Origin of the sequence: Aeromonas sp. S41-2, assembly GCF_027705845.1 — a bacterium.
GTDB classification, from domain to species: domain Bacteria; phylum Pseudomonadota; class Gammaproteobacteria; order Enterobacterales; family Aeromonadaceae; genus Aeromonas; species Aeromonas hydrophila.
This window is the reverse complement of the sequence record NZ_JAPDCG010000001.1, coordinates 873,483-895,954: the sequence shown is the minus strand read 5'-3', so window position 1 is coordinate 895,954 and position 22,472 is coordinate 873,483. Positions and strand designations below refer to the sequence as shown.

At 64.8% G+C, this 22,472-nt stretch carries 22 protein-coding genes; 11 read left to right on the top strand and 11 right to left on the bottom strand.

What is annotated here, in order from left to right; genetic code table 11:
• Positions 1-317, top strand: a 317-nt coding sequence (locus OKC44_RS04115) for a hypothetical protein (protein ID WP_333563233.1), incomplete at its 5' end; no start/stop codon positions are given.
• Between the two features lie 36 nt (positions 318-353).
• Here OKC44_RS04115 and OKC44_RS04110 read toward each other — a convergent pair.
• Both OKC44_RS04110 and OKC44_RS04105 read right to left on the bottom strand, forming a co-directional pair.
• Positions 354-542, bottom strand: coding sequence for a hypothetical protein (locus tag OKC44_RS04110; RefSeq protein WP_011704892.1), 189 nt, complete (start codon positions 540-542; stop codon positions 354-356).
• A 197-nt stretch (positions 543-739) separates the two neighbouring features.
• Positions 740-1,678, bottom strand: a complete 939-nt coding sequence (locus OKC44_RS04105) for a LysR family transcriptional regulator (RefSeq protein WP_011704893.1) — start codon at positions 1,676-1,678, stop codon at positions 740-742.
• Positions 1,679-2,008: 330 nt separating this feature from the next.
• Here OKC44_RS04105 and xapA point away from each other — a divergent pair, with 330 nt between their 5' ends.
• The 4 genes from xapA (at position 2,009) to OKC44_RS04085 (ending at position 5,955) form a co-directional block, all read left to right on the top strand.
• Positions 2,009-2,836 (top strand): xanthosine phosphorylase, encoded by an 828-nt coding sequence (gene xapA / locus OKC44_RS04100; protein WP_065475942.1) that lies wholly within the window; start codon positions 2,009-2,011, stop codon positions 2,834-2,836.
• Between the two features lie 25 nt (positions 2,837-2,861).
• Positions 2,862-4,121, top strand: a complete 1,260-nt coding sequence (locus tag OKC44_RS04095; RefSeq protein ID WP_029301694.1) for a NupC/NupG family nucleoside CNT transporter — start codon at positions 2,862-2,864, stop codon at positions 4,119-4,121.
• A 62-nt stretch (positions 4,122-4,183) separates the two neighbouring features.
• The gene (deoC, locus tag OKC44_RS04090; RefSeq protein WP_270811212.1) at positions 4,184-4,987 is read left to right on the top strand and encodes a deoxyribose-phosphate aldolase; all 804 of its coding nucleotides are present in this window, start codon (positions 4,184-4,186) and stop codon (positions 4,985-4,987) included.
• A gap of 56 nt (positions 4,988-5,043) precedes the next feature.
• Complete coding sequence (locus OKC44_RS04085; RefSeq protein ID WP_106551874.1) at positions 5,044-5,955, top strand: DMT family transporter; 912 nt, start codon at positions 5,044-5,046, stop codon at positions 5,953-5,955.
• 5 nt (positions 5,956-5,960) lie between these two features.
• Here OKC44_RS04085 and OKC44_RS04080 read toward each other — a convergent pair whose 3' ends face one another.
• Positions 5,961-6,974, bottom strand: a complete 1,014-nt coding sequence (locus tag OKC44_RS04080; RefSeq protein ID WP_270811209.1) for an NAD-dependent epimerase — start codon at positions 6,972-6,974, stop codon at positions 5,961-5,963.
• A 321-nt stretch (positions 6,975-7,295) separates the two neighbouring features.
• Between OKC44_RS04080 and OKC44_RS04075 the strand changes: the two genes are divergently transcribed.
• Positions 7,296-7,922, top strand: a complete 627-nt coding sequence (locus OKC44_RS04075) for a YitT family protein (protein WP_270811207.1) — start codon at positions 7,296-7,298, stop codon at positions 7,920-7,922.
• 112 nt (positions 7,923-8,034) lie between these two features.
• Here the strand turns inward: OKC44_RS04075 and OKC44_RS04070 are convergent, their stop codons facing one another.
• Genes OKC44_RS04070 through OKC44_RS04060 form a run of 3 tightly spaced genes read right to left on the bottom strand, consistent with a single transcriptional unit; the run spans position 8,035 to position 10,705 of the window.
• Positions 8,035-8,823 (bottom strand): heme ABC transporter ATP-binding protein, encoded by a 789-nt coding sequence (locus OKC44_RS04070; RefSeq protein ID WP_073349032.1) that lies wholly within the window; start codon positions 8,821-8,823, stop codon positions 8,035-8,037.
• Positions 8,824-8,837: 14 nt separating this feature from the next.
• Complete coding sequence (locus tag OKC44_RS04065) at positions 8,838-9,869, bottom strand: FecCD family ABC transporter permease (RefSeq protein WP_270811205.1); 1,032 nt, start codon at positions 9,867-9,869, stop codon at positions 8,838-8,840.
• Positions 9,866-10,705: a heme/hemin ABC transporter substrate-binding protein gene (locus OKC44_RS04060; protein WP_270811203.1), complete on the bottom strand. Its 840-nt coding sequence runs from the start codon at positions 10,703-10,705 to the stop codon at positions 9,866-9,868. Before OKC44_RS04060 ends, OKC44_RS04065 begins: the two co-directional genes overlap by 4 nt.
• Positions 10,706-10,873: 168 nt before the next feature.
• Here OKC44_RS04060 and hutX point away from each other — a divergent pair, with 168 nt between their 5' ends.
• Positions 10,874-11,386: a heme utilization cystosolic carrier protein HutX gene (hutX, locus tag OKC44_RS04055; RefSeq protein ID WP_011704903.1), complete on the top strand. Its 513-nt coding sequence runs from the start codon at positions 10,874-10,876 to the stop codon at positions 11,384-11,386.
• The gene (gene hutZ / locus OKC44_RS04050; RefSeq protein WP_010634920.1) at positions 11,383-11,940 is read left to right on the top strand and encodes a heme utilization protein HutZ; all 558 of its coding nucleotides are present in this window, start codon (positions 11,383-11,385) and stop codon (positions 11,938-11,940) included. Before hutX ends, hutZ begins: the two co-directional genes overlap by 4 nt.
• 70 nt (positions 11,941-12,010) lie before the next feature.
• Here hutZ and OKC44_RS04045 read toward each other — a convergent pair whose 3' ends face one another.
• From OKC44_RS04045 to OKC44_RS04035, 3 genes are read right to left on the bottom strand one after another with little or no spacing between them, the layout of a single operon-like run.
• Positions 12,011-12,415 carry a lipoprotein gene (locus OKC44_RS04045; RefSeq protein ID WP_010634919.1) on the bottom strand — a complete coding sequence of 135 codons (405 nt, stop codon included), beginning with the start codon at positions 12,413-12,415 and terminating at the stop codon, positions 12,011-12,013.
• A 39-nt stretch (positions 12,416-12,454) separates the two neighbouring features.
• Positions 12,455-13,006 (bottom strand): cysteine hydrolase family protein, encoded by a 552-nt coding sequence (locus tag OKC44_RS04040; RefSeq protein ID WP_270811201.1) that lies wholly within the window; start codon positions 13,004-13,006, stop codon positions 12,455-12,457.
• Positions 13,007-13,066: 60 nt separating this feature from the next.
• Positions 13,067-14,035 (bottom strand): ChaN family lipoprotein, encoded by a 969-nt coding sequence (locus tag OKC44_RS04035; RefSeq protein ID WP_223951142.1) that lies wholly within the window; start codon positions 14,033-14,035, stop codon positions 13,067-13,069.
• A 188-nt stretch (positions 14,036-14,223) separates the two neighbouring features.
• On the opposite strand from OKC44_RS04035, the gene OKC44_RS04030 reads away from it, so the two are divergent.
• Positions 14,224-16,317 carry a TonB-dependent hemoglobin/transferrin/lactoferrin family receptor gene (locus OKC44_RS04030; RefSeq protein WP_270811194.1) on the top strand — a complete coding sequence of 698 codons (2,094 nt, stop codon included), beginning with the start codon at positions 14,224-14,226 and terminating at the stop codon, positions 16,315-16,317.
• Positions 16,318-16,593: 276 nt separating this feature from the next.
• Positions 16,594-17,733 carry a 3-phenylpropionate MFS transporter gene (locus OKC44_RS04025; protein WP_270811193.1) on the top strand — a complete coding sequence of 380 codons (1,140 nt, stop codon included), beginning with the start codon at positions 16,594-16,596 and terminating at the stop codon, positions 17,731-17,733.
• Between the two features lie 84 nt (positions 17,734-17,817).
• Here the strand turns inward: OKC44_RS04025 and OKC44_RS04020 are convergent, their stop codons facing one another.
• A complete protein-coding gene (locus tag OKC44_RS04020) occupies positions 17,818-18,027 on the bottom strand; it encodes a helix-turn-helix domain-containing protein (protein WP_011704909.1) in 210 nt (69 codons plus the stop codon).
• Positions 18,028-18,034: 7 nt separating this feature from the next.
• Complete coding sequence (locus OKC44_RS04015) at positions 18,035-18,646, bottom strand: DUF2975 domain-containing protein (protein WP_270811190.1); 612 nt, start codon at positions 18,644-18,646, stop codon at positions 18,035-18,037.
• A 219-nt stretch (positions 18,647-18,865) separates the two neighbouring features.
• Here OKC44_RS04015 and OKC44_RS04010 point away from each other — a divergent pair, with 219 nt between their 5' ends.
• On the top strand, positions 18,866-22,366 hold the full coding sequence (locus tag OKC44_RS04010; protein WP_024944364.1) for a hybrid sensor histidine kinase/response regulator: 3,501 nt from the start codon (positions 18,866-18,868) through the stop codon (positions 22,364-22,366).
• Positions 22,367-22,472: the final 106 nt, after the last annotated feature.

The window sequence follows — 22,472 nt, the reverse complement described above, 5'->3', positions numbered from 1 at the left end:
TCGGCACCATCGGCACCATCGGCACCATCGGCACCATCGGCACCATCGGCACCATCGGCACCATCGGCACCATCGGCACCATCGGCACCATCGATACCGTCAGCGCCATCAATACCATCAGCACCATCCATGCCGTCGGCACCGGCGCCGCCATCACTGCCCGGTTCTGGGAGCCACTGGTCATTGTTCGCCGGCGGACAGTCATCACCGGCCGGGCAGGGAGTGCGGGCCTGCAGCGGGGCGCCGTGCAGGCAGCCAAGCAGCAACAGCAGAGAGTAGAGGGTACGAGTCGGTTTCATGGAATTGACCAGGTATGAACAAAGAGAGAGGAAGAGAGGGCCTTGCTGGCCCCCTCAGACGTCGAGGTGATAGGGCTGCTCGTCCGGCTCGGCGGCGGGCAGCTGGCGATACATCAGGCGAATTTCGCTCGCCACCCAGAGCGAGAGCAGGCCGAGCAGGCTCAGCAGTGGCGCCAGGGTGTGGCTCTGTTGCAGTCCGTAGGCAGACAAGGCGGCGCCCAGCAACAGCAGAATACGGATCATGAGGTGACTCCTTCTCATCATGGTGAGGGCGCGGATGCGTGCCCGTGTGGCACCAAGTGTGGCCAGTATACCCCAGCCGGTGCCCGGCAAACCGCCATCCGCTTCACATCCCCATCCTAAGGGCGGAGGTGAAGCACCATCCGCTTCAGATTTTCATCCTAAGGAGGGAGGCGGCGAAGCGCCATCCGATTAACTCATCAATCCGCGGTTGGCCGGTTCATCTGTGCGCTCATGGTGTCGATGAAGTGGCGGATCGCCACCGCGGCCGGCTGGCCATCGCCGGGCGGGGCGTAAAGCACGCAGAGATCGGCGGGGATCGCCTGCTCGAGCCGGATGAAGCGCACGTGGGGCCACTTCTGGCGGGCGTAGCTGGCCGGCACCAGCGCCACCTGCAGGCTGGTGGCCACCACCGCCATCAGGGTGTTGGGTTCGACCACCTCCTGGTTGAGGTGGGGGTAGAAGCCCTCCACCAGACAGGCGTTGATGATGAGGTCGGTAGAGGAGGAGTTGGCGCGGCTCATCAGCACGAACGGCTCCCCCGCCAGCTCGGGCAGGGAGACCAGCTTGCGATCCCGCAGCGGATGCTCGTCCGACACCACCAGCACCATGGACTCGCGATAGATGGTTTCGGCCAGCAGCGGATGGATGTTGACGGTGTCGGCGAAGCGGGCGAGGCCGAGGTCTATCTCCTTGCGCGAAAGCGCCTGTTTCTGCCGCTCGGGGGAGAGCTCGGTGAAGGTTATTTCGAACTCGGGGTGGCGCTGGTGGCACTGGCGGATCACCTCGCCAAAGCCGGCCCAGAAGATGGAGCTGACCAGCCCGATGCGGATCTGGTTGCGCTCCATGCGCCCCGCCTGCACCACCCGGTTGAGGCCGCTTTCCAGCACGTCGAACAGCAGGGCGCACTCGGCCTGCAGCAGCCGGCCGGTGGCGGTGAGGCTCACCTGGCGGGTGTGGCGCTCGAACAGCGCCAGCCCCAGCAGGGACTCGAGTTCCTTGATCTGGGCGCTGAGCGGTGACTTGGAGACATTGAGCTGCAGGGCGGCCCGGCTGAAGTGTCCCTGGCTGGCCACCGCATGGAAGTAGCGCAGCATCTTGAGGGTGACGCGATCGCGCCAGTGACTGTCGAGGGCCAAGCGACCTCCTTCGGTGGCTGATTGAGGGCCGGGTGCGATCCCCGTCAAAGTTTGCGCGACCGGTGCGGGCGGCAGCAGGGCCGCTGCGCGGCGGATGGTCGATCCGGCTCACACCTTTGCCGGCCCGTTTTGACCGTGCCTGGTCTGGTTGGCGGCAAAACGGGGCCAATCAGCGCCATTCATGCCAGTTCCTTTGATTTTCAGCCATCTCCCGGCAGGAAATTGTGCTGAAAATCAGGATAGTCAGGCCGATTTTAGCGATTTTTATCGCCCAATACCTCCCCTAGAGTGAGCGCCATGTCCCATTTACAGCCTCAAGAGGTGCAGCTCATGCAACAAGATCCGGTACTCAACGCCGTCGCCACCATTCTCGCCCGCAAGCCGGGTTTCGCCCCCCGCGCCGCCATGATCCTGGGCTCCGGCCTCGGTGTGCTGGCCGATGCGCTGGAGGAGAAGGTCACCATTCCCTACGAGGAGCTGGACGGCTTCCCGGTCAGCACGGTGGCCGGCCACAGCGGCGAGCTGGTGCTCGGCAAGCTGCACGGGGTGGATGTGGTCTGCATGAAGGGGCGCGGCCACTACTACGAACACGAAACCATGAAGGTGATGACCACCCCGGTGCGCACCTTCAAGCGGCTGGGCTGCGAGCTGCTGCTGGTGACCAATGCGGCCGGCTCGCTGCGCCCGGAGCGGATCGGGGTCGGCTCCCTGGTCATCTTCAACGATCACATCAACACCATGCCGGGCACCCCAATGACGGGCGCCAATGACGAGGCCTACGGCCCGCGCTTCTTCAGCCTGGCCAATGCCTATGACAAGGGGTTGCGCAGCGAAGCGCTGGCGCTGGCCGAGCGGGAGGGGATCGCCGTCAATCAGGGGGTGTTTGTCTCCTACAGCGGCCCCTGTTTCGAGACCGCGGCCGAGATCCGCATGATGCAGATCATCGGTGGCGACGTGGTGGGGATGTCGGTGGTGCCAGAAGTGGTCAGCGCCGCCCACTGTGCGCTGCCGGTGCTGGCCATCTGCGCCATCACCAACATGGCGGAGGGGCTTGGCGACGTGCAGCTCTCCCACGAGCAGACCCTCAAGTGCGCCAAGCTGGCGGAAACGGATTTCATCCGCCTCATCAACGCCTTTATCAAGCACCACTTCCAGTAAGCAGGGAACGACCAGGAGGTCAGTTATGTTTGCAGCAGGATTTCTCGGTATGGCGGCGCTGATCCTCATCGCCGTGCTCGCATCGACCAACCGCAGGGCCATTCGCCTGCGCACCGTGGGGCTGGCGTTGGCCTTGCAGGTCGCCATCGGTGCCCTGGTGCTCTATGTACCGCTGGGGCGCCGGGCGCTGGAGGGGATGGCCCACGGGGTCGACGCCGTGCTGGCGAGCGGCAAGGCGGGCATCCACTTCCTGTTTGGCAACCTGGTCAACTTCTCGGTGGATGGCATCGGCTTCGTGTTTGCCCTCAACGTGCTGCCGCTGGTGGTGTTCTTCTCGGCGCTGATCGCCGTGCTCTACTACCTCGGCATCATGCAGCTGGTGATCCGCTTCATCGGCGGCGCCATGGCGCGCCTGCTCGGCACCTCCCAGACCGAATCCATGTCGGCGGTGGCCAACGTCTTCGTCGGTCAGAGCGAGGCGCCGCTGGTGGTAAAACCCTACATGCCCAAGATGAGCGACTCGGAGTTCTTCGCCGTCATGTGCGGCGGCATGGCCTCGGTCTCCGGCACCGTGCTGGCGGGCTACGCCATGATGGGTGTGGACATGCAGTACCTGCTGGCCGCCTCCTTCATGGCGGCGCCGGGCGGGATCCTGTTTGCCAAGCTGATCATTCCCGAAACCAGCCAGCCGGACTATGTGTTCGACAACAGCATCCAGTTTGACGGCAAGAAGCCGGAGAACGTGCTGGCGGCGGCAGGCGAGGGGGCCAGCAGCGGCCTCAAGCTGGCGGCGGCCATCGGCGCCATGCTGATCGCCATGATCGGGCTGGTGACCCTGGTCAACACCCTGCTGGGCGGGGTGGGGGAGATGGTGGGCATGCCGCTCTCCCTCGAACTCATCCTGGGCTGGATCTTCTCGCCGCTCGCCTTCCTGCTCGGGGTACCGCTGGCAGACATCGGCATCGCCGGCGCCATGATCGGCAAGAAGCTGGTGGTGAACGAGTTTGTCGCCTACAGCGACCTCTCCCCCTACCTGAAAGACGCCAGCACTGTGACCGCAGCCGGCCTGCAGGTGTTGGAGGAGAAGTCCAAGGTGATCATCAGCTTCGCCCTGTGCGGCTTTGCCAACCTGGCCTCCATGGGGATCCTGATCGGTGGCCTCGGCACCCTCTGCCCCTCCCGTACCGACTTCATTGCCCGCTACGGCCTGCGTACCGTGCTGGCCGCCACCTGTTCCAACCTGATGAGCGCCGCCATCGCCGGGATCTTCTTCTCCCTGGCCTGAGCGTGCCATCCCTTGTTCCGGGGCGCTGCGGCGCCCCTTTCTTATCCCGACAGGAGCCTTCCATGACCCCAGCTACTGCTTTTGCACCTGCCTGCGCCGCCACCGAGGCCGCCAGCCGGGCCATCCGCCTGATGGACCTCACCAGCCTCAATGACGATGACCACGACGCGCGCATCATCGCCCTCTGTCACCAGGCGCAGACCCCGGTCGGCAACACCGCCGCCGTCTGCATCTATCCGCGCTTCGTGGGGCTGGCCAGGCTCACCCTGGCGGCGCAGGGCACCCCCGAGGTCAAGGTCGCCACCGTGGTCAACTTCCCCCATGGAGACGATGAGCTGGCCAGCGTGCTGGCCGAGACCCGCGCAGCCCTCCTCGATGGCGCCGACGAAATCGATCTGGTGATCCCCTGGCGTGCGCTCAAGGCGGGGGACGAGGCACCCGCCCGGGCGCTGGTGCGCGGCTGCAAGGCGTTGTGCGGGCCGCGTCTGCTCAAGGTGATCATCGAATCCGGTGAGCTGCAGGAGCCCTCGCTTATCCGCGCCGCCTCTCTGCTCGCCATCGAGGAGGGGGCCGATTTCATCAAGACCTCCACCGGCAAGGTGCCGGTCAATGCCACCCCCGAGGCGTGCCGCACCATGCTGGCAGCCATCGCCGAGTACGGTGCGCAGCACCGGGTGGGCTTCAAGGCGGCAGGCGGGGTGAAAAGCGCCCAGGAGGCGGGGGAGTATCTGGCCATGGCGGCCGCACTCTTTGGCGATGAGTGGCTGGTTGCCGATCGCTTTCGCTTCGGCGCATCCAGCCTGCTTGGTCAGTTGCTGGCCACTATCGAGGGCAAGAAGCCGGTTGCTGCCGACGGCAGTTATTGAATCATTCCAATCCAGTCCGGCGCCCGGCGGGGCGCCCCTTTGCACAGGTGCATGCCATGTCCCATCCCCGTTTTCATTTCGTGCAGGCCCACGGCAAGGTGCTGCTGTTCACCCTGCTCATCAGCCTCTCCTTTCCCATCGGCAGCGCCCTCACCGCGGTGCTGGACCCGCTGGTGGTCACCTGGGCGCGCTACCTGCTGGCGGCGCTCACCTTCGTGATTCTGCTGGCTTGCCAGCGCCGTCTCGCGCTGCCAACGCTGCGAGATCTGGGGCGTTATACCCTCATCTCGCTGCCGGCCCTCTGTTACTTCGTCGCCATGTTCGTGGCGCTGCAGGAGACCAGCGCCCTCGATGCCAGCGCACTCTACACCACGGTGCCTCTCATCAGCGCGCTGGCCAGCATGCTTGTGCTGCAGCGCCGCATCGGCTGGTCGATGGCGTTCGCCCTGCTGGGGGGCATGGTGGCGGCCGCTCTCATCATCTTTCGCGGTGAACTGAGCCAGCTGGCGAGCCTGAGCCTCACCCCCAGCAACCGCATCTATCTGCTCGGCTGCGTGGGGATGGCGCTCAACCCCATACTGGTGAAGCGCTACTACCGGGGCGAGTCGTTTGCCCACCTCACCTGCTGGACCCTGATCTGCGCCACCCTGCTGCTCACCCTGGTGGCGGCGCCGCGGCTGCTGACAACCGACTGGCAGCAGGTGTCGCTGCCGCTCTGGCTTGGCCTTGCCTATCTGGCGCTGTTTGCCACGGCGCTCAGCTTCTTTCTGTTCCAGCAGGGGAGCGTGGTGCTGCAGCCGGAGCAGGTCTCGGCCTACACCTACCTGATCCCGGTGCTGGTGCTGTTGATTGGCATGCTGAGCGGGGAGGAGGTGATCTGGCGGCAGGTGGGCTGGGGCGTGCTCGGCGTGCTGCTGACCATGGCAGTCATGGTGCTGGTGCCAGCTCGGCAGGCACGCCGTGCCTGAATGGGTCAGCGGGCGGGCTGGTAGTAGTCGAGATACCAGCGCACGAACGCGGCAACCCCTTCCTTGATGGAGGTGGCGGGGCGCAGGCCGGTGAGGGTGTGGAGGGGCTCGCTGTCGGCCCAGGTGGCGTGCATGTCGCCCGCCTGCATCGGCAGCATCCGCTTGATGGCGGGCTTGTCCAGCGCCTGTTCCAGCGCCTCGATGAAGTCGAGCAGACGCACCGGCTGGCCATGACCGATGTTGAGGATGCGGTAAGGCGCGGCGCTCTCGGCCGGGCTCTGCTCGCCGGCGTGCCAGTGAGGGTTGGGGCGGGGCGGCAGCTCGGCGACGGCCAGGATCCCCTCGACGATGTCGTCGATGAAGGTGAAGTCGCGGCTGAGATCGCCCTGGTTGTAGACGTCGATGGACTCGCCCGCCAGGATGGCGCGGGTGAACTTGGCGATGGCCATGTCGGGCCGGCCCCAGGGGCCGTAGACGGTGAAAAAGCGCAGCCCCGTGGTGGGCAGGCCGTAGAGCGCCGAGTAGGCGTGGGCCATCAGCTCGCCGCTCTTCTTGGTGGCGGCATAGAGGGAGACCGGGTGGTCCACCTGCTGATCGGCACTGAACGGCAGTTGCTCGCCCATGCCGTAGACCGAGCTGGAGGAGGCGTAGATCAGATGCCGGATGCCGTGCTGGCGGCACCCCTCCAACACCGTCAGCATGCCGGTGAGGTTGCTCTCGCTGTAGGCAAACGGGTTTTCCAGCGAGTGGCGCACTCCCGCCTGGGCACCCAGGTGGATCACCCGCTCGAACTGCCCCTCGGCATACAGGGCGGCCATGCCGGCCTGGTCCGCCAGCTCACCCTGCACGAAGCGAAAATGGGGGAAGGGAGTCAGCATCGCCAGGCGAGCCTCCTTGAGGCTCACCTCGTAGTAGTCGTTGAGGTTGTCCAGCCCCACCACCTGATGACCCGCCTCGCACAGCCGTCTGGCCACGTGAAAACCGATAAAGCCGGCGGTGCCGGTGACCAGATACTTCATGGTTGGGGTCCTGTGCAGATCATGGGGCTCCTGACGGTGATGGGAAAAGGGGCTGCGCGCTTTGTAGCAGAGCCGGCGCGTCTGTGCCATGGCAAACCGCCCGTGTCGGCGAGGCGAGGGCGGCTCAGGCGCGGCATGCTGCATCTTGGTGCAGCGGCTGTCAATGGAGAATGACAGGCACCAAAACGGGGCGTGGGCGGCGACTATTGTGATCATGGTCGCAAAAAATAGACTGAACCCCATAACGAAGCCCTGCGGACAGGGCTCGCGCCCGCCAGACGGGCAACAGACACTCTTTCACTTCGCTATTGGATACCGGTTATGGACAACACCCCAGGCTCGGTGCACTCCGTTCGGACTGCGCACCCCCTCTATGAAGACGTCATCGCCCTGCTGACCGCGGCCGGCTTCGTCTCCCTCGGCATCTTTCTGTTTCATCAGGTCGGTCTGCTGACCGGCGGCACCGCCGGGCTGGCGCTGCTGTTGCAGCAGGTGACGGGGCTGAGCTTCGGCCTGCTGTTCTTCGGCATGAACCTGCCCTTCTATGCCCTGGCCTGGCTGAGGATGGGGCCGCGCTTCACCCTCAACACCTTCGTCTCGGTGGCGGCGGTCTCTTTCATGACGGATCACCTCAACGCCGTGCTGCAAATCGGCAAGATTGAACCGGTCTACGCGGCGCTGATCGGCGGCACCCTGATCGGCATGGGGCTGCTCATCATGTTCCGCCACAAATCGAGCCTGGGCGGCTTCAACATCCTGGCGCTGTTTATCCAGGACCGCTTCGGCATTCGCGCCGGCAAGCTGCAAATGGGGCTGGATTGCACCATCGTCATCGCCTCCTTCTTCGTGGTGCAGCCCTGGATCCTGGCGCTCTCGGTGGTGGCGGCCATCATCTGTAACCTGGTGTTGACACTCAACCACAAGCCGGGCCGTTATCAGATCGCTTGACGAGTAAAGAATCATATGAGGCTGTCTGGTGAGTGATAAGCCTGCCCGCCTTGCAAACAAACAGAGCGCCTGATGGCGCTCTGTTGCTATCTGCCGCACGGCCATCACCGCATCACACCACCATGGGCAGCCCGCTTTCGGGGTGGAGGATCACCTGGGCCGGGTAGTCGTAGAGCCGGTCGATGAGATCAGGCGTCAGCACCTCGCGCGGGGTGCCGTCTGCCATCACTCTGCCCTGTTCCAGCATCACCAGCCGGTCGGCGTAACGGGCCGCCAGATTGAGGTCGTGCAGCACCACCAGCACGGCGGTATGGCGGGCGGCGAGGGCGCGCGCCATGGTGAGCAGCTGGTGCTGGTACTTGAGATCGAGTGCCGAGGTGGGTTCGTCGAGCAGCAGCAGCCGCGCTTGCTGCGGTTCGTCCGGTGCCTGCCAGATCTGGGCCAGCACCCGGGCGAACTGCACCCGCTGGCGCTCCCCGCCGGAGAGGCCGGGATAGAGGCGGCCGGCCAGGTGATCGACCCCGGTGTGGGTCATGGCGGCCCCGACTATCTGGTCGCGCCGGCTGGCCGGTTCGCTGTGGGGCAGCCGGCCCATGGCCACCACCTCCTCGCACAGGAAGGGGAAGTTCAGGGACGAGCTCTGCGGCAGCACCCCGACCCGATGGGCCAGCTCGGTGCCGGCCCACTCTTGCCGCTCCCGGCCAAACAGGCGGATTTCTCCCTGATGTTCCAGCTCGCCGGTGAGGCATTTGAGCAGCGAGCTCTTGCCGGCGCCGTTGGGGCCGAGCAGGGCGGTGAGGCTGCCCGCCTGCAGGCTGAGGTCGAGCCTGTCCAGGATGGGGCGGCCGCCCCGGCTGAGGCTGAGCTGGCGACAGTGCAGCAGGGTCGATGAAGCAGACAAGAGGAGTCCTCCGGTTAAAGCGTCCGGCGGCCCTTGACCAGCAGCCAGATGAAGAAGGGGGCGCCCAGCAGGGCGGTGATGATGCCGACCGGCATCTCGGCCGGCGCCAGCAGGGTGCGGGCCAGCATGTCGGCGCCCAGCAGCAGGGCGGCCCCGAGCAGGGCGGAGAGCGGCAGCAGCCGGACGTGGTTGGGGCCGGCCAGCAGTCGCACCAGGTGGGGCACCACCAGGCCGACGAAACCGATCATGCCGGCCACAGCCACCGCCACGCCGACCCCGGCGGCGGTGAGCAGGATCAGCCGCCGCTTGAGGGACTGCACCTGGATGCCGAGGTGGCGGGCCTCCCCTTCACCCAGCAGCAGGGCGTTGAGGGGGTTGGCATCGCGCAAGAACAGAATGAGCAGGGCAACCAGGGTCAGCAGCGCCAGCGCCACGTCCACCGGCTTGCCCGCCGCCAGTGACCCCATCTGCCACAGGCTCAGGTTGCGCAGCATCTGATCATCGGCGAGATAGGTGAGCAGGCCGATCACGGCACCGGACAGCGCGGTGACGGCCACCCCGGCCAGCAGCATGACGGTGACCGAGGTGCCGCCTTCCCGGGTGCCGAGCAGATAGACGAGGGTGGTGGTCAGCGCCCCGCCGAGAAAGGCGAGCAGGGGCAGCAGGCCGATGCCGAGCAGGCTCTGCCACTGCTGGCCGAGGGGGGACAGCAGCACGATGGCCAGCGCCGCGCCAAGCGCCGCCCCGCCGGAGACCCCAATGATGCCGGGGTCGGCCAGGGGGTTGCGAAACAGCCCCTGCATCACGGCGCCGCAGAGGCCGAGAATCCCCCCCACCGCGATGCAGAGCAGGGTACGCGGCAGGCGGATTTCCTGCACGATCAGCAGCTTGTGGGCCTCAATCCCGCTCCCTTGGCCGGCGAACAGGGCGCGCAGGCTCTCGCCAAAGGAGAGGGCCATGGGGCCGGTGGCCAAGGATCCGACCAGCAGCAGCGCCAGTGCGCCGCCGGTGAGGCACAGCAGCCAGGGCAGTGGCAGACGCATCATGAACCCAGCTTGATCCACTTGGCGATCTGGCTGGCCTGCTGCAGCGAGGTGAGGCTGAGCCCCCCTTGCAGGGCGTGACCGTCGATGGCGTGGATGGCCCTGTTCTTGCCGGCCGGGGTGGCGGAAAGGGCGGGCACCTGGCTCAGCACGGTTTCGGGATCCTGATACTGCTGCCAGTCGCGGCCGCTCACCAGCACCAGATCGGGCTGCAGCTCGATCAGGGATTCGGTGGAGACGGGCCTGTAGTCTTGCAACTGGGCCACCGGGTTGACGCCGCCGGCCAGAGTGAGCAGAGCACTGGCGGTGGTGTTGCCGCCGGCGATGCTGGTGGGCTGGCCCTTGTGCAGCAGCAGGAAGACCACCTTGAGCGGTTTGTTCTGCTTCGCCTGGGCGGCCAGCTGCTCGCTCTGGGCCTGGATCTCGGCCTTCAGGCGGGAGCCGGCGGCCGGGTCCTTGAGCAGGGTGGCCAGGGTATCTATGCGCTGGTTGAGGTTGTCGAGGGTAGGGGCGGTGGGCAGCACGTCCACCTCGACCCCGGCCCGGCGCAGCTGCTCCAGGGCGGGCGGCGGCCCCATCTCGTCGCTGCCGACCAGCCGGGTCGGCGCCAGGCTCAGGATCCCTTCGGCGGCGAGGGCGCGGTGATAGCCGACCCGTGGCAGGTTTTTCGGCTCTGGGCTGCTGATGTCGGTGGCGATGAGGCTCTGCTCACCCCCCAGCGCCAGAATGAGTTCCGTGGTGGCCGGGCCTATGCTGACGATACGTTCCTGCGCCAGAACGGGCAGGGACAGGGCTGAGCAGCCGAGCAGGCTGAGTGCGAGGGCAAAACGACGGCCCATGCTAACCTCCGAAGGGTGAATGAAGTTGGGTTGCCGCCGAGAATATCAAGCCGTCGAAAAAAATGCACTGAGAATGAAAGCGATTATCAATTGCATTGGTTTGGGGCCTTCATTACAGTATCCGCCATGACAGAACAGGGATGCCGCAGGCACCCCAAGGGAGAACCGATGAGCATTGCACAACGCATTCATGGGCTGCTGGAACAAGATCCCAGCGCTCACCCATCCACCATCGCCGCCGAGCTGGCCGTCAGCGAATGGGAGGTGGTACGCCACCTGCCGGCCGAGCTGGTCACCCTGGTGCCCGCCGAGCAGGCCGAAGCCCTGCTGGCGGATCTGGCCGACTGGGGCCAGGTGACTACCATCGTCGAGTCCGACGGCTCCATCTTCGAGGTGAAGGCCCCCTTCCCCCGTGGCAAGAGCGCCCGCGGCTACTACAACCTGATGGGGCGCGACGGCGAGATGCACGGCCACCTCAAGCTCGACAACGTGGTCGGCATCGCCCTGGTCAGCAAGCTGTTCATGGGCAAGGAGGGGCACTCCTTCCAGTTCTTCGGCCACAGCGGTCGCTGCATTTTCAAGGTCTATCTGGGGCGTGACGAGCAGCGTCAGCTGCTGCCGGCCCAGGTGGAACGCTTCATGGCCCTGCGCCACCAGTATCAAGAGGAAGTCAAAGCATGAGTGAACGTCAGGAGCGTCTGCAGAACCGCCTGCAACCGGAGATCCGCGAGTTTCGCGACGGTTGCCGCACCCTGCAGCTGGCGACGGTGGACAGTGAAGGCAACCCCAATGCCAGCTATGCCCCCTTCGTGCTGCAGGAAGATGGCTACTATGTGCTGATCTCCGAGATCGCCCGCCACGCCCGCAACCTGCAACAGGTGCCCAAGGTGTCGCTGATGCTGATCGAGGACGAGAACGGGGCCCGCGAACTGTTTGCCCGCAAGCGCCTGACCTTCGATGCGGTGGCCGAAGTGGTGGCCCGCGACGACGTGCGCTGGGAAAAGGCCATCGCCGCCCTGGAAGGGCGCTTCGGCGAGATAGTCAAGGGGCTCTCCAACCTCAAGGATTTCGTGCTGTTCCGGCTCAAGCCCGAGCAGGGGCTGTTCGTCAAGGGCTTCGGCCAGGCGTTCCGGGTCTCCGGCGACGAGCTGGTGGATTTCGTCCACCTGGTGGAAGGGCACAAGCGCGTCGACAATGGTGCCGAGCTGACCAGCCCGGCCGATGCGCCGGTCTGATCTACGCGATCACCAACATGACAAAACGGGCAGCCCTGGGGCTGCCCGTTTTTTTTATGGCCGGTGCTGCTCAGTCCTGCCAGGAGGCCTTGTTGGGGAAGGCGTCGCGGTCGGCCCGGGTGGCGGTCTCATTGCACTCACCCCGGATCTTCCAGGAGGTCTGGCTGAGCACTATGTAGCCTTCACGGCAATACTTGCGCTCGGCCAGCGCCTGGGTGAGCTGGGCATCCTGCAGTGCTTCACGCCGCTCCAGCAGGCTCTTGCTGCGGCTCAGGCGACTGCCGTCATCGTCCTGCAGGCGGGTGGGCAGGGTATCGAGCGGGGCGGCTTCGAAGGTGAAGCGCTTGCTCCCCTCCTCATTGATGTGGGTCCTGAACAGGGGGGCCGGGCCATCCGGCTGGCGCCCCGGCAGGCCTGAGCAGGCGGTGATTGCCGGTAACAGCAGCGTGAAGGCAACGGCAGAGAGTAGACGCACACAAGACTCCAATCGGGTGATCGCTTCAGAGCGGGCAGATTAACATGCCCGCTCGGGTTGGGTGGCGCCGAGCAGCTCATCCGTCGTGAGCAGGGTCACGCTTCTGCCTTTTGGCAGGCTGAGGTGACGCCACATCCAGTGATGGTGCTCGATGATCTGCTCCGCGCTCAGGTGGGGCCTGTCCGCCGTGGTATGGGCGTCGGTCACCGCCACCACCTCGAAGCCGCGGGCGGCGGCACTGCGCAAGGTGGTGTCGACGCAAAAGTCGGTGGCACAGCCGCAGATGAGCAGCCTGTCCACCGCCTGTTCCGCCAAGAGGAAACCGAGCTCGGTGTCGAGGAAGCTGTCGCAGGCGGTCTTGCGTACCCGGCTGTCATGCCCCTGCGGGGCGAGATCGGTATGCAGCTGCCAGCCCGGGCTGGCGGGATCCAGCTCGGTGCCGGGTTCGTCGTGCTGCACATAGATGACACGACCCTGTTCTGCCCGCACGCGTTCGGCCAATCGATTGATATTGGCGATGACCTGGCTGTCCTGATGGCGAGGCTGGGTGAACAGCCCCTGTTGCATGTCGATGACCAGTAACACATCCATATGAAATCCTTGGGCAAATGTTTGTCAGGGTGGCAGCCACTGGGCTCCTCAGACGCAAGGTCAGGGTTGCAGCCACTGGCTGCAGTCACGACTGCGGGATTGATGCAGTGCGCCCATATCTTGCTTCATTTCATCGGCATTTAGCCAGCGTTCCGGCAGGGGGGCGATGCCGACCCGCACGTCGGCAACCCGGCCGGCCGCTGGTTGACCGTCACCCGCTTGCGGCGTCGTCAGCTCCGGCACGACCAGCGCCACCTTGAGATCCGGGTTGCGGCTGGCGATGCGGCTGGCCAGCCCCAGCCCGCCCTCTACGTGGAAGTTGCCGGCGATGTGCATGATGCGCTGGCCCGGGTGGCTGCGCAGGTAATCCACCATGCTCTCGGCCATGGTGTCGTCCCAGCTGGTCTGGGCGGCAAAGCGGCGGGCGTTGCTGTCGGCATCGCCATGATGGAGCGAGGCCATGAACTTCTGGCGATAGGGATCATCGCCGAGGGTGAGGGTGCGGGCCAGTTGGCTGCGACGGCTGGCGGGCAGCTGATCGAGCCAGGCCGGCCCCTCCTGGCCGACACAGCTCACCAGCGGTTTGGGCGCATTGGCGGCGATGACCGGCAGGTGGTGCGCCTTGGCGAACTCCACCAGCGGGCGATAGTCGCTCTGGTAGTTGGGCCAGGCGTTGCCGTCACGAATGAGCGCCGCCTCGCCGATGCGACCGGCCAGGTAGGCATCCAGCACCGGCTGATCGGCGCGGCTGAACTGCTCCATGGAGAGCACCAGAGGGCGACCGTCTGCGGCCAGACCCGCCAGCATTCTGGCCTGCAGCAGGTGCACCGCCGGGTGGGTGTGCAGCTCGCCGACCAGCACTATGTCGGCATCTGCCACCCGGGCCAGGGCCTGCTCGAGGGTCAGATCGTTCCCCTGGGTGGCCTTGAGCTGATAGTGATAGAGAGTGCCGGCATCGTTGACGGGGGCCGTCGTGGCACAGGCGGCCAGCAGCAGGGGCAGGGTGAACAGGGGCAGTAGTCGGGTCATGGATGTCTCGCAGCGATGAGGTGCCTGCACCATACAATGGCAGCATGGCGGGCGGGAAAACAGAGGGGCATAGTGTAGAACCGAATTATGACAAAAGAAAATGAGAATGATTCCGTTTATTATTGATCTTTGTTGAGAGGTGGGTAAGATGCCAGCTGTTTGATAACAGTTCTCAATAAGGATTTGCAGTGGCCCATAACAACACCCTATCGCTGGTCGCCCTTGCCGTGGCGGCTGGCCTCGCTTCTCCGGTTTTTGCGGCGGACAAGAAAGCAGATGAAGTCATGGTGGTCAGTGGCTCTCGGATGGAGCAGAAACTGGAGGATGTCTCCGGCCCCATCTCGGTCATCACAGCCGAACAGATTGAAGAGCAGGTAGTGAGCAACGTCGCCGACCTGTTCCGTTACGAGCCGGGCGTCACCGCCCTCGGCGGCGCCGGCGATGCCCAGACCTTCATCATTCGCGGCATGGGCGAGAACCGGGTCAAGATAGTGCGCGATGGCGTGCGCCAGAACGATGCCTACAAGAACGGCGGCGTGGGTCAGAGCTATTTCGACACCGACATGATCAAGCAGGTCGAGGTGGTCAAGGGACCGGCCTCGGCGGCCTACGGCTCCGATGCACTGGGCGGCGTCATCGCCATCACCACCAAGGATGCGGCCGATTTCCTCAAGGGGCGCGACAGCTACCTGGATGCCACCACCGGCTATGCTTCCAGCAGCCACCAGAAGATGGCCGGCGTTACCGGGGCCCTGCGCGCCGGCGCGTTCGAGAACCTGCTGCGCTACACCTGGCGTGACGGCGGGGTGACCCAGAACTACGACGGCGACAAGAACGAGTTCGACATCGTCAGCCAGGCCGTGCTGTTCAAGAGCCAGTGGAACCTGAGCGATGCCCAGTTCCTCAAGCTGACCGTCGACTACTTCAACGAGGGGCAGGACCCCGATGCCGTCGACCTCACCAAGGCGGGCTCGGTCTTCAACCAGCCGATCACCGACAAGGAGACCGACAACCTGTCGCTGGTGCTGGACCACGGCATCGCCCTGAACGCGCCCTGGGTCGATCGCATCGACAGCAAGATCTACTACGCCCGCACCAAGCAGACCATGGATCAGTACGCCTCTTCCAAATACCCGGTGCGGCCGACCAACCCCTATGTGACCAAGAACTCGCTGGACAACAACGGTTTCGAGCAGAAGAGCCTGGGCGCCCAGCTGAAGTTCAGCAAGGCGCTGGCGAGCCAGCGGCTGGCCTGGGGCCTGGAGTATGAGCACACCGACAACGAGCGGACCCGCTTCAAGGCACCGACCGTGCCGGGGGATTTCGTCGGTTACAACGAGCTGAGCTTCCCCTCCACCACCACCGAGCACGGCGCCCTGTGGGCGTTTGACGAGCTGAAGTTCGGCGAGCGCTGGGTGCTGACGCCGGGAGCCCGCTACGACTACTACCGGATGAACCCGGATCAGGATCCCGCCTACACCGGCGAGAACCTCAAGCGCTTCTCCGAAGGGGAGTTCTCGCCCAAGCTGGGGCTGGTGTTCAAGGCGCACGAGGCGGCCAACCTGTTCGCCCAGTACAGCCACGGCTACAAGACCCCCATGTATGACAACGCCTTCTCGACCCTGAACCACCAGGCATACGGCTATCGCATCGAGCCCAACCCGAACCTCAAGCCCGAGAGCAGTGATGGCATCGATCTGGGTGTGCGCGGCAGCGCCGGCGGTTTCAGCTATGAAGTGGCCACCTTCTACAACAAGTTTGAAGACTTCATCGAGCTGGCCGGAGTCGGCACCGAGGGCCGCACCGCGCTGTATCAGTATCAGAACCTGGACAAGGCGACCACCAAGGGGGCCGAGGCCAAGGCGGACTACTGGCTGAACGATCTGGTCAACGTCTGGGGCAACCTCTCCTACATCGAGGGCAAGGATGGCGACGGCAACTACATCAACAGCCTGAGCCCGCTCAAGGGGACCCTGGGTGTTCGACTGGAGCAGCCCAACTGGAACATCAACACCGCCCTGCGCTTTGCCGACGACATGAGCAAGGTGGGCAAGGATGCCAAGGGCAACGACAACATCAAGAGTGCGGGCTGGGGCGTGGTGGATATCTATGCCCAGTTCAAGCCGGTGCAGGATCTGCAGTTCAACGTGGGCGTCTTCAACTTGTTCGACAAGGAGTACGTCAACTACGAGAGCATCACCGGCCAGAGCGCCAGTGCCAGCACCAGCCGCCAGACCGAGCCGGGTCGCAACCTGAGTGCACGGGTCAAGTACGTGTTCTGATGAATGCACACCACGACAAGGGGCCTGCGGGCCCCTTTTTCATGGCGGGAACCGGGCCTCCGATGGCGGACAAAAAGAAACCCGCCGAAGGCGGGTGGAAGGATTGCAACACTAACCAGGAGGAGGTGTTACTCAATAGACACCAGCCTTGCGCCAATAGTTCAATTTTATTGATGTTTTTCATTATTATCTGCGCGGCGTCTCAGCCGGGATCGCAGGATCCCTACCGACAAATCGGTTATCATTTGTGCCCCCGTTTCTCTGTGTCGAGGATCTATGCCCGCCTTCTCCTGGTTAGCCCTGTTTTTTGGCGCTTTCTACTTCGTCTACGGTGCCTATCTGCCGTTCTGGTCGCTCTGGCTGGAGGGGATCGGGGTGAGCGCCGAGATGATCGGCCTGCTGCTCGGCGCGGGCATGGCGATCCGCTTTGCCGGCAATCTGATGGTGATGGGACAGATCAAGGGGGCGGGGCACCTGCTGCCGGTCACCCGCCTGCTCTGCCTGCTCAGTCTGCTGGCCTTCCTCGGCTTTTACCTCAGCCACAACCTCTGGTGGCTGGTGGGACTGACCCTGGTGGCGAACTTTATCTACCCGACCCTGATGCCGGTGGGGGAGGCGCTGGCCACCCGCATGGTGGTGCAGGCACACCTCGACTACGGCAAGGTGCGCTTGTGCGGCTCGTTCGCCTTTATCGTCGCCTCGACCCTGGTGGGGGCGCTGGTAGGGAATTTTGGCAGCGACTGGATACTGCACACCATGGTGGCCGGGCTGCTGCTGATGCTGCTGCTGAGCTGGCTGCCGCTGCACCCGGCGCCGCAGGACATTCAGGGCGAGCGGGCCAAGGCCTCCCTGCTCGATACCCTCAAGTGCCCCCAGGTGCGCCGTTTTCTGCTGATCTCGGCCCTGCTGCAGGGCAGCCACGCCGCCTACTACGGCTTTAGCGCCATGCACTGGAAGGCGGCGGGTTACAGCGGCACCACCATAGGCTATCTGTGGGCGCTGGGGGTGGTGGCGGAGATCGGCATGTTTGCCGCCGACAAGCGCTTTCTCAATCGCTTCGGCGCCCAGACCCTGTTTCTGGTGGGGGCGCTGGGCTGCGTGGTGCGCTGGATCCTGCTCGGTGCCTCCACCGAGCTGCTGGTGCTGGTGGCGGGTCAGCTGCTGCATGCGGTCACCTTCTGCGTCAGCCACCTCGGCGCCGTGCGCTTCATGACCCGCCAGCTGCCGGCCGAGCAGCTGATCCCGACCCAGGCGCTCTATGCGGCGCTGGGGCTCGGCATGACGGTGGCAGCCCTGATGACCCTGTGCGGCCTGCTGTTCGAACCGCTGGGGGGCGGCATCTTCTTCCTGATGGTGCTGGTGGTGCTGCCGGTGTTCGTGCTGCGCCTGCGGGAGGGCGAGCTGAAGGCCGCCTGAGTGGCCCTGTCCGGTCAGCAACCACATTGATCAGCAACGAACAAGGGGAGCCTCGGCTCCCCTTGTTGCATGGTGACGGCTGGCTCAGGACTCCTGCTCAAAGGCCAGCAGATCTCCGGGCTGGCAGCCTAGTTCGCGGCAGATCGCCTCCAGGGTGGAGAAGCGAACCGCCTTGGCATGGCCGTTTTTCAGGATGGAGAGGTTGGCCTCGGTGATGTTGACCCGCAGGGCCAGCTCGCGTGCAGTCATTTTGCGTTCGGCCAGCAGGGCATCGAGTCGGATGATGATGGGCATGGGTTCCTCACACCGTCAGTTGTTGTTCATCGGCCAGCCGCTTGGCCTCGCGCATCACCAGCGCCAGCGCCGATACGATCAGCCCGGCCAGCAGCAACTGGAAGTCCGATGAACCTATGTTGATCTGGCCGTGCAGCTCGGGGCCCGGCAGGGTGAGCACCAGGTCCAGCAGCGGGGTGGTGATGATTTTGGTGACGAAACTGACACAGAGCAGCAGGCCGATCAACTGGTAGCGGCGGATCTGGCTGAAGGTGAACAGCATGGCCTGCCGATAGCCGCGAAACAGTTGGAGCAACTGCCACAGCATCAGCATGAACACCAGATCCGGCAGCAGCATCACCAGGGTGCCCAGCAGACGGGTGCCCAGGCTGAGGGGGTAGTCGGCAATCGAGGGGGTCGTGCTGGCCAGCGCCGGCTGTGCCATGGTCAGGGGGACATGGTTGAGCACCGAACTGTCTTGCACCGTCAGTGCCTCGATCAGCTCCTGCTGCAGGTAGTCGCTGCCGCCGAGCAGCTGGGACCAGACCCCCATGACCGTCATGATCGGGGTGGCCAGCAGGGCGAACAGCAGGATCCATTCGATCAGATTGCTCATGCGTTCGAGCTTGTTGTGTTTCATCGCTTACCTCTTGGAGTGAAAGGGTGGGCCACGCGCAGCACCGAATTATTGTTTATCAATAAACACAGCCAGATGTTTATCGTTTTTCGATATTTATTCAACCGTTTTTTATTGAAAAACGATAAATTCTTGCTGCAATAAGAGGATGACATTTTTCGGGCGGCTCTCTAGACTGGCTGCTGCTGGGCTTGAATCTTCAACACGGACAAGAGGTTACAGATGCACCAGGGATGGTTGCTGATCGGATTGTCGCTCTCCTATCTGGGGCTGCTGTTTTTGATCGCCTACGTGGCGGACAAGAACAAACGTCGCCGTTTAAAGGGACAGCCCCTGCTCTACAGCCTGTCGCTGGCGGTCTATTGCACCTCCTGGACCTTCTTTGGCACGGTGGGGCAGGCCAGCGAGTCGCCCTGGTCACCTGTGCCCATCTATCTGGGCCCCATGCTGGTGTTCCTGTTCGGCTGGCGCTTGCTGGCCCGCCTCATCCTGGTGGCCAAGCGCGAGCACATCACCTCCATCGCCGACTTCATCGCCGCCCGTTACGGCAAGTCCCAGCGCCTGGCCATGGTGATCGCGCTGATCGCCATCATGGGCATACTGCCGTACCTGGTGTTGCAATTGAAAGCCATCGTCACCGGGCTGGATCTGCTGATGGCCAACTCTGTGCCTGCCGGCCCCACCGGCAATACCGCCGGGCTGGCCCTCGGCGTGGCCCTGCTGCTGGCGCTGTTCAGCATCCTGTTCGGCACCCGCCATCTGGACGCCACCGAGCACCACCGCGGCATGGTGGTGGCCATCGCCTTCGAATCCGTGGTCAAGCTGCTCGCCTTCATGGCGGTGGGGGGCTTTGCACTCTGGCTTATCCTCAGCAAGCCGAGCCAGGCCCGCACTCTGGTGGCCAGCGACTTTCTCGATGCGGTAGTGGCGGTGACGCCGGGCAGCCTGCTGGAGCTCGCCATCTACACCCTGGTCGCCATGTGCGCCGTCATCTGCCTGCCGCGCCAGTTTCACGTGACCGTGGTGGAGAACAACCAGGGCCAGGATCTGCACTGGGCGCGCTGGCTGTTTCCGCTCTACCTGTTCGTGATGGGGCTCTTCATCTGGCCGCTGGCGCTGGCGGGCAAGCAGTGGGTGGGGGCCGGCATGGCCTCGGATACCTATGTGATCAGTCTCCCCATGTCGCTCGGTTTTGACGGCATGGCGCTGCTGGCGTTTCTCGGCGGCACCTCGGCGGCCACCGGCATGGTGATCGTCTGCACCATCGCGCTGGCCATCATGGTCAGCAACGATCTGGTGCTGCCGGTGCTGCTGCGCCGCTTCTGGCAGCAGGGGCGGGACGAGCGGCTGGTGCGCCTGCTGCTGCAGGTGCGCCGCGGCGCCATCCTGCTGATCCTGCTGGCGGCCTGGGGGCTCTACCTCTGGCTCGGGGATCTCACCAGCCTGTCGCGCATCGGCTACCTGTCGTTCGGCGCGGTGGCCCAGTTCGCCCCGGCGCTGCTGCTCGGCCTCTATTGGCGGCACGGCAATCGCAAGGGGGTCTACCTCGGTCTCGCCCTCGGGGTCAGCCTCTGGTTCGCCACCCTGCTGGCGGAGAGCGGCCTGCTGGCCGGCTCGCCGCTGGCGGCCCTGCTGGCGCCGCCGGACTGGCCGGCGTTTCGCGATCTCAGCCTGGGGGCCTGGTGCATCTTCCTGAGCCTGTTGCTCAACCTCGTCGGCTATGTGGCGGGCTCCCTGCTGTCGCAGGCGGCGGTGAGCGAGCGGCTGCAGGCGGCCAACTTCGTCGGCAAGCCGAGCCGCGACACCACGGCGCTCTATCAGGCGCGGGTCTCGGTCAAGGAGCTGGAGATGCTGGCGGCCCGCTTCGTCGGCTCGAGCCGGGTCAAGCGCGCCTTCGGTCGCTTCGCCGGCGAGCGGGGCGGCACCCTGGCGCCCCAGATGCAGGCCTCCGCCGAGCTGATTGCCCACACCGAGCGGCTGCTGGCCGGGGTGTTCGGCACCTCGTCAGCCCGCCTGGTGCTGGCCTCGGCCCTGCAGGGGCGCAACATGCAGCTCGAAGAGATCGCCACCATAGTGGACGAGGCCTCCGACGTGTTTCGCTTCAACCGCGGCCTGCTGCAGGGAGCCATCGAACACATGGGGCAGGGGATCTCGGTGGTGGATAGGGAGCTGAAACTGGTGGCCTGGAACCGGCGCTACATCGAGCTGTTCCACTATCCGCCCGGCCTCATTCAGGTGGGCCGCCCCATTGAGGAGATCATCCGCTACAACGCCGAACAGGGGCTGTGCGGCCCCGGCGATGTCGAGGCCCACGTGGCGCGGCGGGTCGCCTTCATGCAGCGCGGCAGCCAGCATATCTCGGCGCGTGAGCGCCCCGATGGCCGGGTAATCGAGATGCAGGGCAACCCCATGCCGGCGGGCGGCTTCGTGATGACCTTTACCGACATCACCCCGTTTCGCGACGCCGAGCGGGTACTGCGGGAGGCCAACGAACACCTGGAGGCGCGGGTGGCCGAGCGTACCCACGAGCTCTCCGAGCTCAACCGCCAGCTGCTGCTGGTGAACCAGCAGGTGGAGCGGGCCAACCACTCCAAGAGCCGCTTCCTGGCGGCGGTGAGCCACGATCTGACCCAGCCCCTCAACGCGGCCAAGCTGTTTACCTCCTCCCTGCTGGAGATGCTGCCGCCGGCGGACGAGCCGGCCCGCATCGCCCGCCACATCGACGACGCGCTGGGGGCGACCGAGGATCTCATCACCGATCTGCTCGACATCTCGCGGCTCGAAGCGGGCAAGTTCAAGGCCAAGAAACTGGATTTCGCCCTGCGCGACGTGTTCGACAACCTCAAGGCGGAGTTTGGGGTGCTGGCGCAGGCGGGGGGGATCCAGTTCTCGGTGGTGGAGAGCGGTGTGGCGGTCTACAGCGACGTGCGCCTGCTGCGGCGGGTGCTGCAAAACTTCCTCACCAACGCCTTTCGCTACAACCCGGGCGGGCGGGTGCTGCTCGGCTGCCGCCGGCTCGGCGACAAGGTGCGCATCGAGGTGTGGGACAACGGCCCCGGCATTCCGGCCGACAAGCAGGAGGCGATCTTCGACGAGTTCTCCCGCCTCGATCACTCCCGTACCGCGCGGGAGCAGGGGCTGGGGCTCGGCCTTGCCATCGCTCGCGGCATTGCCCTGGTGCTCGGCCACAACCTGACCCTGCGCAGCTGGCCGGGGGCGGGCTCGGTGTTTGCCATCACCCTCAATCTGGCGACCCGTCCTGTCGCAACGACGCAGGTGGCGGCCCCCACCCAGCGCGACAGCCAGCTGGAGGGGATCCGGGTGCTCTGCATCGACAACGAGAGCGACATCCTGATCGCCATGCACTCCCTGCTGGGACGCTGGGGCTGCGAGGTGGTCTGTGCCCAGAGCCTGGCCCAGGCGGAGGATCTCATTGCCGGCGGCTTCCTGCCGCAGCTGGTGCTCTCCGATTACCATCTGGACGACGGCAAGACCGGGCTGCAGGCGCTGCACATGCTGCGTCTCGCCCACGGCAACGACATCGGCGGCATCATCATCAGTGCGGATCGCAAGAGCGAGCTGCAGGCGCAGATCCGTGAACACGGCTACGGCTACATCAGCAAACCGGTCAAGCCGCTCAAGCTGCGGGCGCTGATGAACAGCATCTTGCGGCCGGCCAAACTTGATGATGATCACGAAACCGGGAATTCGTCCGAATTTTAATCGACGGCCCCCAGCCGGCAAGATCGGCACTTTCTGACACAAAAAAGTGCCTTTTCTTCTCGTTTGAGGCTCGTTTTCGATAAAAAGTGGTTTATTAATAACCGCT

What these genes read in the sequence shown, in the direction of transcription:
- OKC44_RS04110 (WP_011704892.1), bottom strand. Translation starts at nt 542, where the DNA reads ATGATCCGTATTCTGCTGTTGCTGGGCGCCGCCTTGTCTGCCTACGGA.
- OKC44_RS04095 (WP_029301694.1), top strand. Translation starts at nt 2,862, where the DNA reads ATGTTTGCAGCAGGATTTCTCGGTATGGCGGCGCTGATCCTCATCGCC.
- OKC44_RS04035 (WP_223951142.1), bottom strand. Translation starts at nt 14,035, where the DNA reads ATGACCCGACTACTGCCCCTGTTCACCCTGCCCCTGCTGCTGGCCGCC.
- deoC (WP_270811212.1), top strand. Translation starts at nt 4,184, where the DNA reads ATGACCCCAGCTACTGCTTTTGCACCTGCCTGCGCCGCCACCGAGGCC.
- OKC44_RS04085 (WP_106551874.1), top strand. Translation starts at nt 5,044, where the DNA reads ATGTCCCATCCCCGTTTTCATTTCGTGCAGGCCCACGGCAAGGTGCTG.
- OKC44_RS04080 (WP_270811209.1), bottom strand. Translation starts at nt 6,974, where the DNA reads ATGAAGTATCTGGTCACCGGCACCGCCGGCTTTATCGGTTTTCACGTG.
- OKC44_RS04075 (WP_270811207.1), top strand. Translation starts at nt 7,296, where the DNA reads ATGGACAACACCCCAGGCTCGGTGCACTCCGTTCGGACTGCGCACCCC.
- hutZ (WP_010634920.1), top strand. Translation starts at nt 11,383, where the DNA reads ATGAGTGAACGTCAGGAGCGTCTGCAGAACCGCCTGCAACCGGAGATC.
- hutX (WP_011704903.1), top strand. Translation starts at nt 10,874, where the DNA reads ATGAGCATTGCACAACGCATTCATGGGCTGCTGGAACAAGATCCCAGC.
- xapA (WP_065475942.1), top strand. Translation starts at nt 2,009, where the DNA reads ATGCAACAAGATCCGGTACTCAACGCCGTCGCCACCATTCTCGCCCGC.
- OKC44_RS04065 (WP_270811205.1), bottom strand. Translation starts at nt 9,869, where the DNA reads ATGATGCGTCTGCCACTGCCCTGGCTGCTGTGCCTCACCGGCGGCGCA.
- OKC44_RS04025 (WP_270811193.1), top strand. Translation starts at nt 16,594, where the DNA reads ATGCCCGCCTTCTCCTGGTTAGCCCTGTTTTTTGGCGCTTTCTACTTC.
- OKC44_RS04060 (WP_270811203.1), bottom strand. Translation starts at nt 10,705, where the DNA reads ATGGGCCGTCGTTTTGCCCTCGCACTCAGCCTGCTCGGCTGCTCAGCC.
- OKC44_RS04040 (WP_270811201.1), bottom strand. Translation starts at nt 13,006, where the DNA reads ATGGATGTGTTACTGGTCATCGACATGCAACAGGGGCTGTTCACCCAG.
- OKC44_RS04015 (WP_270811190.1), bottom strand. Translation starts at nt 18,646, where the DNA reads ATGAAACACAACAAGCTCGAACGCATGAGCAATCTGATCGAATGGATC.
- OKC44_RS04010 (WP_024944364.1), top strand. Translation starts at nt 18,866, where the DNA reads ATGCACCAGGGATGGTTGCTGATCGGATTGTCGCTCTCCTATCTGGGG.
- OKC44_RS04020 (WP_011704909.1), bottom strand. Translation starts at nt 18,027, where the DNA reads ATGCCCATCATCATCCGACTCGATGCCCTGCTGGCCGAACGCAAAATG.